Consider the following 10489-nt stretch of genomic DNA (forward strand, 5'->3'; position numbering starts at 1 on the left):
TTTCTTTTTATAGCGACAACATTCCGACATTACCAATACCTGCAAGCGCCTCTTCCGTCCCCTTCACTATAATACTTCCATTGTTTACTCGAAGGTAAGGGTACAAAATGCCTTTAATTCTTTTTTCCCCTACAACGACTTCGCCGAAAAGATCCAGGGAAGACACCGAAGCCTTAATATCTTCCTCGGTCACGTCATCGTCAAAGGTCAGCGTCCCGTCAACAATGAAGTTCGCTGGCTGGCTCAAAGCCGCCAGCTGATCCCTCGACCAGGTCTCCTCGCCGCTGATGAACACAAACAGCCGCTCATAACTTACGATTTCCGTATTCAGGTTGGGGCAGCGCTCCCAGACCAGATCTTCGATCTCTTCGCCGCAAATGATAAACGAAGTTGACTGTATCTCCGACACGGCCTGACTGAAGGCTTCCCGGGTCACGTCCGCCTCGATGATGAACGGCTTATTCGTGTAGAGCTTATGGCCTTTAAAGCGTCGAACGCTTCTTGCGTTTAGCCGTAGCGGTTTGGTTACATATTCGAATCCTGCCGGGATTACCTCGACCAAGCCGTTTATCGTTTTCAGTTTATCGTAGAAATAAGGGGATTGATGTTCATGGATAATCGCCTTGCCGTTAACTTGAATTCTCTCAATCCGGGCTGTGAACTGCTCCATATCCAGCTCCTTATCCAGGTGAACCATGCCGCTCAAAACCAGCTCTATAGGCTCGTTGCTCGAGGCCAGGTATGCATTGTTCAACTGCACTTTCCCGGACTCGAACCTGGGCTCGTATTCGTAAGCGTGAATCTCCGCGCTGGCACCTCCCACTTTAAGGAGGGCTGAGGTAACGGCAGCGGCCAGATGCCGGGGAGCATAGACCTCGCCGTTGACCACCAGGTGCAGCGTGCTGTTCTGGAATGCTTCAAGGGATACTCCTTTATCGATGATGACCGTGCCGTTAACGAATACGCGGTCCGGCTGCTCCAGGAGCTGAAAATATTCCTCGTCCAGCCGCAGCGTGCCGCTGTAATAACGGTGTCCCTCGGGAATTTCAATCGTCTTGCCGATATTGCCTGCATTTTTCAGCAGCGTGAGGAGGTGTGCCGTCTCTGCCCGGTAGATCACGAGGCCCACGTTTCCGATCCGTTCGATGCTTGTTACGGTTTCCTCCGTTGCCTGCGTAAGATCCAACATCCCTACATTCTCAATGATTCTGCTCATTTCATATCTTCCTCCCATAGTTTTCTCAATTTTTTGATGGCGGTCTGCAATTTGTAACGAACCGTGGCTGCCGGCATGCCCAGCTGCTCACCGATTTCCTGGCTGGACATCCCGAGCCAAAAGCGCTTAAACACGATATCGCTCTGTGATTGCGGCAAACGGGCGAGCCATTCCGTCATTTCAATATTGCGGCTTGAAACGGGGAGCTCGGCGACGTCCAGGTCATCCTCCCACGATACGAGCCGCTTCTCCCGGCGGCTAATATCGATCATGCGATTTTTGACGACTCTGAAGAACCAGGCTTTTTGCTTGTGAAGGGGCAGAGCTGCCAGGTTTGGCTCCTTGATGGCCTTCATAAAGGCATCCTGGACCAGATCATCCGCTTCATAAGCATGCTTGGCAATGGATCTGGCATAACGCCGGACATCGTCCTTCAGATTTTCATAGAGATCACATACTTCCATTAGCCAACCTCTCACTTTTCATTTTGTCTTTTCTGTTAATATAACGTTTGGGCAAATGAAACTGATGGATATTCTAGAAATTTTTTTCGTACCCATAAAAAAACACGCCAACCGTCTACACCGTCAGCGTGTTTGCTTATAATTAATCACAATCAATATTATTGATTGATCAATCACTATTTTTCATAAAAAAACATCTGCATAATATCGTTATATCGTGGCTGCACTACGCTTTGCGTCTTCTGCTTCTCGAACTTGTTTGTCCCTTAAACTCCTCATCGTTGCCGTAATTGCCTGCTCATGGGGCGTCCATTGAATCGGGCCTATCAAGCGTTCATATTTTTCGCCGCTCAGCACCAGAGGCTCCTCGGTCAAATACAGCATCTCAACCACCTCTTTCATCACGGGATTGAATAATCCGATCAAAGATAGCCCGATTCGTCCCAGCGGCATCACGGTCTTGCGCTTTCCGGCAGCCTGCTGCGCAATCCGCACCAACTCGCGGCCTGAGATCACGCCGGGTCCAGGGATATGCCAGTTCTGCCCATAGGACTCCTCTCTTGTTGCAATCTCCACAATCATCCGCGCGGCATCCGGCAAATAGACGTACTCGCGGGGAACGCTCATATTGCCGATAAAAGCGGTCGGTTTGCCTGCCGCAATAGCTTCCATCGTGACGGATAGGTAAGATGCCTGCGCAGAAGGACCGTAATAGTCGGGAAGCCGTACAATAAGAGGTTTTGCCTTATGCCAACGCGACGAGAATATCAATTGCTCGTAGGCCAATCTCACTTTGCCCTTGCGGGTATGCGGTTTTTTGGGATGATCCTCCGTTGCCTTTTCCATTAAGCGTCTGCCATAAGGATAGATTCCATCAACGACAACAACCTTTGCCCCCAGCCCCTCTGCTGCTGTCATGACCGATTCACCCAGCGGCAGCAGCCTGGACTCCATCTCGTGATAAGGAATGTTGGCACTGTGAAAAATAACGTCAGCTCCTGCACCGGCTCTTAAAATATCCTCCGGTTTAAAAGCATCTCCAATTTCCAGCGTAAGGAGAGGAGAATGGCCCAGCTGCTCCGCCAGCTCATTCAGCTTCTTCGAGGAGCGGCCGAAGGCCACCGTTTGGACCCCACGCTTTACCAGCTCAACGGTTAATGGAGCTCCTACCCCACCTGTTGCACCCAAAACAATCGCTTTTTTCATCATCAATCTCTCCTTCATCACATATTGTTATTGATTGACCAATCACAAATAATCTTTAAAAAAATGCCCTTCTTCCACCGCGCACTACTCTTGAGATACGCGGTGTGGCATTTCAAAGCATGCCAAGGCATGCACTATCTTATGGGCATCATATTCGGCATATCCATCGCCATGGCTACGTTGCACAGCATGCCCCGGGCCAGAAAATCGGAGGTTTTCTTATCGGCATCCTCAAACCCCGCCCGCACAAAGGCATTCTCCACGAGATCCTTCACCTCATTCATTCCCTGCTGCATCGCTTCGCGGATGGGCGCTTCCTGAATCGTCTGCGCCTGCATCTGGAGCAGGATCTCGCTGCGATGCGACTGCACAATCCCTTCATAGGCTTGAATCAAACCCAACTCCAGATTCTCTGAGGAAGCGGATTCGATCACCGCTTGAAATGCCTTCACGATGCGCTCCCAGGAAACAGCCAGCGATTCCACGAGCAGTGACTCCTTGGTAAAGAACCGATAGACGTAAGGCTGCGATATCGCTGCCCGTTCGGCAACCTGAGCCGTAGTCGCACGATAGTATCCGATCTCTGCAAACACTTCGATGGCTGCCGCCACGATATCATTCCGCCGATTCGCAGAGGTTGACGCTCTAGCCATTTCTGCCACTCTCCTTTCACTTATTTTTTTATTATTGATTGACCAATTACTAATTGAACTCAGTATATACGGCCTCCTTTCTTTTTGCAACTGCTTTTTTCCAAAATGATCAAATACAACATCTGGCTATAACTTGCGCATCGGGAAGGAATCCGCTATTACTTATCGAACTGTTTTATAAACCGTGAATAAAGCGGGCGCATATTCAAACACTTTATTCTGCAATCGATCAAGGAGGATGAATCATGAGTCATGAAGGTCAACAGCAATTCGAACGATGGCATAAACACCGTACGGTCTTGTTGCAACTGCTGCAGGACGTACAGAGCGAGCATTTGGATTATAAACCGTGGGAGAACGCCTATACCTTGGGCGCATTAGCTGTTCATATTGCGGCGTCCTCGGATATGTTTCTGCACTCCATTGCAAAAGGCTCATTCTCTCCGCCTTCGATTTCCACCGAGTTCGAAACTATCGATGACATTAGAAATATCGTGCAAGCTTCAACCGAATCGACTACGGCGGTTTTTGCCGAATTGTCCGACAACCAGCTCGAGCAGCCGCTGGACTTTAACGGGTTCGTTGTCCCAGGAAAAGTGTGGCTGGGCACCATGGTCGACCACGAAATTCACCATAAAGGGCAATTATTCACTTACGTGCGGGCTGTCGGAATCGAAAAGGTTCCCTTCTTCACGGTCCAGCCGCCAAAGCAGTAACGATAGGTACTGCTGATTTGCAGCCGTAAATTCCTCATATTTCCCAGATGCATCTTACTCAAAATAGAAAGCCGGGTTTCCTGCAGCTTACGCTCAGGAAATCCGGCTTTCTTGCCCTAACTAACCCTGCTTCGCCAGTTTCACCACAGCCTGCAAGGCCGTGTTAATCTCGCGTTCCACCGCGTCGGCGACCACATTCGTGTTCGGGTCGTACTCGGCCGCGAGATCGGCGTCGGCAAAGCCGTCCATTGCGACAATCGCGCCGGCGCGAACGCCGCGGATCGACGCAACGACGTACAGCGCCGCAATTTCCATCTCTACGCCAAGCGCTCCCGCCGCTTTGTACTTCTGGTGCGGTACTTCTTCAACACCGTTAAAGAACACGTCCAAGGTTACAGTAATCCCCTTACGCACCACGCCATCACCGATCGCAAGGGCGGATTCGTACAGCGCCTCCGCTACCTGGCTGTCCGCAACCGCTGGAAAACCGTCCGGCACCAGCTGTTTCGTCAGGCCATCCGTACGGATCGCAGCCGTGCTGACAACCAGGCTTCCCGCAGGGGTATCCGCCCGATAGGATCCGGCTGTGCCGACGCGAATAAGGGTCTTCGCCCCCGCGCGGATCAGCTCCTCGAAGCAAACCGCAGCTCCCGGACAACCAACCCCGTGGCTGGTTACCGCAAGCTCGACGCCTTCATATGTCCCCACGAAGGTGCGGTATTCCCGGCTGAACGCGAGTTCGCGCGCGTTTGTAAGCTTGCGGGAAATGGTCTCCGCACGCTTGGGATCGCCGCAGACGATTACAAATTCAGGTATATCCTCTGAGTTCACTTGCAAAATAGGCATCAACATATTAGTCAAACTCCTTATGTGTCCATTCGTCTTCAGGTATATCCAGTGCCTCGCCGCTAAACCGTTCTTCCTTGAACGGGTCCGCTTCATTGTGGAAGCCGTTGCGTTCCCAGAAGCCGGGGCGGTCTTCCTTCATAAACTCAATGCCGCGCAGCCATTTGGCGCTCTTCCAGAAGTAGCGATGCGGCACAACCGTGCGCAGCGGCCAGCCATGCTTGTCCGTTAGCGGCTCGCCGTTAAAGCGATAGGCCAGCAGCACATCGTCCTTGAGCAGATCCTCGATAGGTACATTCGTATCATAATCCGGATCGGCATGAAACATGACGTATTTGGCATCCGGCTTGATCTTCAGCCCCGCCAGGAAATCCCGGAACAGGATTCCCTCCCAAACCGTATCGAATTTGGACCAGCGCGTGACGCAGTGAATATCGGTGTTCACGGTCACCGTTGGCATCGCCATGATATCTTCATAAGAAAATGTCCGTTCCTCTTCGACTTCGCCGAATACCTTGAGCGTCCACTCCGACATGTCGTAATGAGGTACCTCCCCTTCGTGCAAAATGGGGAATTTCTCAGTCAGCGTCTGCCCCGGCGGCAGCTTGGCACGCTGCTCCTCGGTCAGGTTGCCCACCGCCACCGGCTTCATTTTTTTCAATCGCTCTGCTTTTTTGTGCACCAAGTTCATCTCCTTTACGCTTTGTCGGCTTTCGCATCCGCTGATCGTCTAAGATGACGAATTCTCTTGTTGTCACGGCCAGCATACGCACCTATCTGGAGCTTGAGCCCTGCTTTAGTGCATCCTGCTGGAAGCTCTTGTCCTTAAAGAAGAACATCGCCAGAATCGTGACAACATAAGGCAGCATCTGCGTGAAATGCGTAGGCAGCGCCAGTCCCTGGAACCTTATGCTGAGCGCATCCATAAAGCCAAACAGCAGGCTTGCCGCCGTTACCCCAAGCGGACCCGATTGGCCCAGCATCGTGGCTACAAGCGCAATAAAGCCGCGTCCAGCCGTCATGCCTTCCGTAAACATCGTCACCTGTCCCAGCGACAGCTGCGCACCGGCAAGCGCACATAACACACCGCTCGCCAGCACAGCTCCATACTGATACCGTCTTACACGGATGCCCACGCTTTTGGCAGCGAGCGGATTCTCCCCGGCTGCCAGGAACCGGAAGCCGTTCTTCGTGCGATAGAAATAATACCACATGAGGCCCGCAATCAAAAACGACAGATAGACGAGCGGCGTCAAACCAGCCAGTATCGGACCGATCACCGGAATATCCTCGATAATCGGAATATTCCATTTCGGCAGCCCGACCATCGTATTGTCATAAAATGCACCTTTTACATCAAAAATAGCCCGTAAACTAAACGTGGTCAAACCAGCCGCCAACGCATTCATCGCGATACCGACTACAATGACGTTCGCCTGCAGATTGATGCTGAGATAAGCAAATATAAAAGAGAATATCGAAACGATCGCAATCGCGAACAAAATCGCATAAAAGACGTTGCCGAAGAAGTAGTTCCCCACCACGGCAGAAAAAGCGCCAAGCAGCATAAAGCCTTCCAAACCGACGTTGAACAGTCCGACGCGCGAACACAGGGCACCGCCGAGGGCCGCAAGCAAGATCGGAGTGAGCACCCGGAGGGCCGAGTTGATTAAGGCAAGATCAAACAGCTGTTCCATCGGATTTGTTCCCCTTTCTGCGCTTCAGAAAGCTGTAAGTGAATCGGGCGGAGATAAACAGAATCAGCACGGCTTGGATAATCGCTCCTACCTCAAGCGGCACTTCCGTATTCCGTTCCACGCCCATACCGCCTGTCTGCAGCGCGGCCAAAAAGATCGATGCAATCAGCGTACCGATCGGATGCGATCCTGCCAACAATGCAGCCATAATGCCCGTCCAGGCATAGTCGGCTGTAGATAATGCACCATCAATATAGCGATACTGGGAGCCCAGAATTTCAACAGCGCCACCAAGACCGGCCAAGCCGCCGCTGAAGAACATGGCGCCAAGCATCATCGGCCCGCGCTTCACGCCGCCAAACAGAGCAAACAGCGGATTGCCGCCAAGCATACGCACTTCGTAACCGATCACGGAGCGCTTCAACAGTACGAATATAATCAACGCGGCCAGCACCGCGAGCACAAAGCCTACATGCAGCGGCATGCCGGAGATTAGCTTCGGCAGCCAGACGCTGTTATCGAGCATTTCGGATTGCGCCATCGCAGCCGAACCCGAACGGTCCTTCAGCGGATAGGCGACCAGATACCCTGCAAACAATACGGCCACATAATTCAGCAGCAGCGTAGAGATCAGCAGGTTCACCCGGAACCTGGAATCAAGATATCCGGCCATCACCGACCACAATCCACCTGCAACAATACCGGCAAGAATCGCAACGATACACACCAGCCAGCCCGGGCCCGGCATGTACAATCCGACCAATGCGGCAGAAAGCGCGCCAAACACCATCTGACCTTCCGCGCCAAGGTTAAAGAACCCTGCACGGAATGCAAACGCCGCACCCAGACCAATCAGAATAATCGGAGTTGCCCGGGACAACGTATTCGTGAAGAAATACATGCCGCCGAAGGCACCCTTCCACATCTCCGCGTAAGTCTGCAGGATATCGCCGCCGGCAATCATGATGGCAATGGCTCCGGCGAGCAGCCCTACCATGATGGCCGCAATCGGCTGGAGCAGCGGAAGCGTAAATTTTGTCCATTTATTCATTACAAGGTTCCTCCCGCCATCAGCAGTCCCAATTTCTCTTCTGTCGCTTCCTTCGCTGACAGCTCGCCTGCGATCCGGCCTTCAAACATAACCAGAATCCGGTCGGACAGCTTCAAAATTTCCGTTAATTCCGACGATACCAGCAGAATTCCCGTCCCCTCTTCACGCCGCTTGAGCAGCTCGCCATGGATCGTCTCCATCGCCCCGATGTCGACGCCGCGCGTCGGTTCGGCAGCGATCAGGAACGGGGTTCCCTGCTCCAGTTCCCGTGCAACGATCAGCTTCTGCAGATTGCCGCCGGATAAATACTGTGTGCTGGTCTCCAGGGAACCCGTCTTAATGGAGAACTTCTGAACCCATCCAGAAACCAGCGTACGAATCTCCTTCAGATTGAGGAAGCCGCCCTTCTGCAAGCGGCGATGGTGACCCATAAGCCCGGTATCCATGACGGTTGCAATGCGATTCGCCCCCCACACATAACGATCCTCGGGAATATGGGCTAATCCGTGCTCCCTTATTTCTCTTGTCGACATGCCGGTTACGTCCTTGCCCGAAACGGCAATCCGCCCGCTGTCCGGCTGAGCCAGACCGGAAATCACCTGAAGCAGCTCGGACTGCCCGTTGCCGGAAATACCGGCAATCCCGACAACTTCGCCCGCACGAACTTCAATATTCACTTCGTCCAGAACCGGCTTTCCTTTCGTTCCGCGGATCGAAACGTCCGACACTTCCAGCACCTTCTCACCTGGCGTGATCGGCTTACGATCCAGCTCCATGAGCTCGCGTCCGACCATGAGACGGGAAAGCTGATGGGCATCGGTATTCCCCTTCTCCACAACGCCTGTGACGGCGCCGTCACGAAGCACCGTGATGCGATCGGCCACATCAAGGACCTCGTTCAATTTATGACTTATCAGAATAAAGCTCTTTCCCTGTTTGGAGAGCTGTTTAATGGCATCCAGAAGCTCCTGCACCTCGAGCGGCGTCAACACGCCCGTTGGCTCATCCAATATAATGATTTCGGCGCCCTGATACAGCACCTTCAAGATTTCAACCCGCTGCTGCACGCCAGGCGCGCTGCTGCTTACGATTGCGCGGGGATCCACCTTCATGCCGTATTGATCACAAAGCCCCTCAACAATCTTCACGGCTTGCTTGCGGTCAAACCTGGCACCTGATCCCGGCTCATTGCCGATCACGATATTCTCAGCGATGGTAAACGTAGGAAACAGCATGAAGTGCTGGTGCACCATACCGATGCCGCCCTGAATCGCGTCAAGCGGGCTTGCAAACGAAACTTCCTTGCCATTCAGCCGAATCGTACCCGAGGTTGGCTGCTCCATCCCGTACAATATCCGCATCAGCGTTGTTTTGCCTGCACCATTCTCCCCGACAATCGCATGAACCTCACCCGCACGCAGCGAAAAATCAATGCCGCGGTTTGCGCTAAACTCGCCATACTTTTTCGTAATATTGTCCATCTGGAGTAGCATCGAGTCATGCCTTCCTTTCGCTTCTGAATGAAAGACCGACTGCTCATGTGCAGCCGGTCCAGGTGAGAACTAATTTTGTTCCAATGCGTTGGTTACTTTAATCTTTCCGGCGATAATATCGTCGGAAATCACCTTAAGCTGATCCACGATGTCTTGTCCAATGAATGGATTGAGCGGTGTTTTGCTCTCATGGGTAACGTATGTGAGACCCACGCCGCCTTCTTTCAGGCCGTAGTCACGAATGTCGAAAGAGTAGTTGCCTTCTGAGAAGTCTTTAACCGTTTCGTATACAACAGCGTCTGTGCCTTTCAATTGAGCAAGCACAACGTGCTCAGGATCCGTGCCCGTGTTATCCGTATCTTGTCCGGAAGCGTAGAAGCCTTTTTCTTTCGCTGCTTCAAACACGCCGAGGTCACCGACAGCAGAGAGGCCAGCTACGAAATCGGCACCCTTGGAATTCTGGAGGAGCGCGAGTTCCTTCGCTTTAGCCGGGTCTGTAAATCCGCCGACATAGTTAACCAATATTTCAACGTTAGGGTTTACCGATTTTGCACCTTCGGCAAAGCCGGTCATATATTTATGCATAATAGGAATATCGTCTGCAACCACGTTGCCAACCTTGTTTGTCTTCGTAGCCAGTCCAGCTGCTGCACCCAGCAGATAAGCTGCTTCATGTTCACGGAATACAACGCTGCGGACATTCGGCAAATCTACCACTGTATCGATAATGGCGAAAGGCACGTCCGGATTCTCCGGTGCAACCTTCTTCAGTGCATCTTCCATCTGGAAGGTGGAAGTAATGATCAGATCATATTTCTCGGCAACGGCCGTACGCAGGTTTTGCTCGATCGAAGCCGGGTCTGTCGATTCAATTGTTTTCACTTCGACATTGAAATCGGCAGCAGCCTTCTGCAATCCTTCGTCCATCAATGCAAAGAAAGGATTCACGCCGATCTTCTCAGGGAGAACAAGTGCAATGCGTTTCTTATCTTGAGATCCTTCTGAACCGCCTTTAGCTGCATCGCTGTCAGTAGAATTATCATTATTGCCGCAACCTGCAAGCAATCCAACGGATAATACGAGTGTTAATAGAATTGACCATGTCTTTTTCATTTCCTGACCTTATCCTCCTAAGTGAGCACTTTTT

11 protein-coding genes are annotated in these 10489 nt (G+C 52.1%); 1 reads left to right on the forward strand and 10 read right to left on the reverse strand.

From position 1 onward, the window contains the following. Positions 1–7: 7 nt before the first annotated feature. The 4 genes from ABEW73_RS23320 to ABEW73_RS23335 form a co-directional block, all read right to left on the reverse strand. Positions 8–1216: a hypothetical protein gene (locus ABEW73_RS23320; protein ID WP_430168369.1), complete on the reverse strand. Its 1209-nt coding sequence runs from the start codon at positions 1214–1216 to the stop codon at positions 8–10. After that, the gene (locus ABEW73_RS23325) at positions 1213–1680 is read right to left on the reverse strand and encodes an RNA polymerase sigma factor (RefSeq protein ID WP_076322832.1); all 468 of its coding nucleotides are present in this window, start codon (positions 1678–1680) and stop codon (positions 1213–1215) included. Before ABEW73_RS23325 ends, ABEW73_RS23320 begins: the two co-directional genes overlap by 4 nt. Before the next feature lie 210 nt (positions 1681–1890). Beyond that, positions 1891–2886, reverse strand: a complete 996-nt coding sequence (locus ABEW73_RS23330; protein WP_430168365.1) for an NAD-dependent epimerase/dehydratase family protein — start codon at positions 2884–2886, stop codon at positions 1891–1893. Between the two features lie 134 nt (positions 2887–3020). Next, positions 3021–3539: a TetR/AcrR family transcriptional regulator gene (locus tag ABEW73_RS23335; RefSeq protein ID WP_071221261.1), complete on the reverse strand. Its 519-nt coding sequence runs from the start codon at positions 3537–3539 to the stop codon at positions 3021–3023. Between the two features lie 245 nt (positions 3540–3784). Between ABEW73_RS23335 and ABEW73_RS23340 the strand changes: the two genes are divergently transcribed. Then, entirely contained in the window at positions 3785–4255 is a 471-nt protein-coding gene (locus ABEW73_RS23340) for a DinB family protein (RefSeq protein WP_430168362.1), read from the forward strand. A gap of 120 nt (positions 4256–4375) precedes the next feature. On the opposite strand, the gene ABEW73_RS23345 is transcribed toward ABEW73_RS23340, so the two are convergent. The 6 genes from ABEW73_RS23345 to ABEW73_RS23370 all read right to left on the reverse strand — a co-directional run bounded on the left by ABEW73_RS23345 (position 4376) and on the right by ABEW73_RS23370 (position 10455). Continuing rightward, positions 4376–5107, reverse strand: coding sequence for a nucleoside phosphorylase (locus ABEW73_RS23345; RefSeq protein WP_430168466.1), 732 nt, complete (start codon positions 5105–5107; stop codon positions 4376–4378). Position 5108: 1 nt separating this feature from the next. Beyond that, complete coding sequence (locus ABEW73_RS23350; protein ID WP_430168360.1) at positions 5109–5783, reverse strand: sulfite oxidase-like oxidoreductase; 675 nt, start codon at positions 5781–5783, stop codon at positions 5109–5111. A 91-nt stretch (positions 5784–5874) separates the two neighbouring features. Beyond that, positions 5875–6798 (reverse strand): ABC transporter permease, encoded by a 924-nt coding sequence (locus ABEW73_RS23355; protein ID WP_430168357.1) that lies wholly within the window; start codon positions 6796–6798, stop codon positions 5875–5877. Further along, the gene (locus ABEW73_RS23360) at positions 6782–7849 is read right to left on the reverse strand and encodes an ABC transporter permease (RefSeq protein ID WP_430168354.1); all 1068 of its coding nucleotides are present in this window, start codon (positions 7847–7849) and stop codon (positions 6782–6784) included. The genes ABEW73_RS23355 and ABEW73_RS23360 overlap by 17 nt, the downstream gene beginning before the upstream one ends. Beyond that, positions 7849–9342, reverse strand: a complete 1494-nt coding sequence (locus tag ABEW73_RS23365; RefSeq protein ID WP_430168351.1) for an ABC transporter ATP-binding protein — start codon at positions 9340–9342, stop codon at positions 7849–7851. Before ABEW73_RS23365 ends, ABEW73_RS23360 begins: the two co-directional genes overlap by 1 nt. Positions 9343–9411: 69 nt before the next feature. Continuing rightward, entirely contained in the window at positions 9412–10455 is a 1044-nt protein-coding gene (locus tag ABEW73_RS23370) for a BMP family lipoprotein (protein ID WP_430168348.1), read from the reverse strand. Positions 10456–10489 lie beyond the last annotated feature (34 nt).

It is taken from the genome of Paenibacillus lautus (assembly GCF_050482385.1).
Classification (GTDB): domain Bacteria; phylum Bacillota; class Bacilli; order Paenibacillales; family Paenibacillaceae; genus Paenibacillus_AQ; species Paenibacillus_AQ lautus_B.

Bases quoted from the DNA above. Each gene is read 5' to 3' on its own strand.
- ABEW73_RS23365 (WP_430168351.1), bottom strand. From the start codon at position 9,342: ATGCTACTCCAGATGGACAATATTACGAAAAAGTATGGCGAGTTTAGC.
- ABEW73_RS23355 (WP_430168357.1), bottom strand. From the start codon at position 6,798: ATGGAACAGCTGTTTGATCTTGCCTTAATCAACTCGGCCCTCCGGGTG.
- ABEW73_RS23335 (WP_071221261.1), bottom strand. From the start codon at position 3,539: ATGGCTAGAGCGTCAACCTCTGCGAATCGGCGGAATGATATCGTGGCG.
- ABEW73_RS23340 (WP_430168362.1), top strand. From the start codon at position 3,785: ATGAGTCATGAAGGTCAACAGCAATTCGAACGATGGCATAAACACCGT.
- ABEW73_RS23330 (WP_430168365.1), bottom strand. From the start codon at position 2,886: ATGAAAAAAGCGATTGTTTTGGGTGCAACAGGTGGGGTAGGAGCTCCA.
- ABEW73_RS23345 (WP_430168466.1), bottom strand. From the start codon at position 5,107: ATGTTGATGCCTATTTTGCAAGTGAACTCAGAGGATATACCTGAATTT.
- ABEW73_RS23370 (WP_430168348.1), bottom strand. From the start codon at position 10,455: ATGAAAAAGACATGGTCAATTCTATTAACACTCGTATTATCCGTTGGA.
- ABEW73_RS23325 (WP_076322832.1), bottom strand. From the start codon at position 1,680: ATGGAAGTATGTGATCTCTATGAAAATCTGAAGGACGATGTCCGGCGT.
- ABEW73_RS23320 (WP_430168369.1), bottom strand. From the start codon at position 1,216: ATGAGCAGAATCATTGAGAATGTAGGGATGTTGGATCTTACGCAGGCA.
- ABEW73_RS23360 (WP_430168354.1), bottom strand. From the start codon at position 7,849: ATGAATAAATGGACAAAATTTACGCTTCCGCTGCTCCAGCCGATTGCG.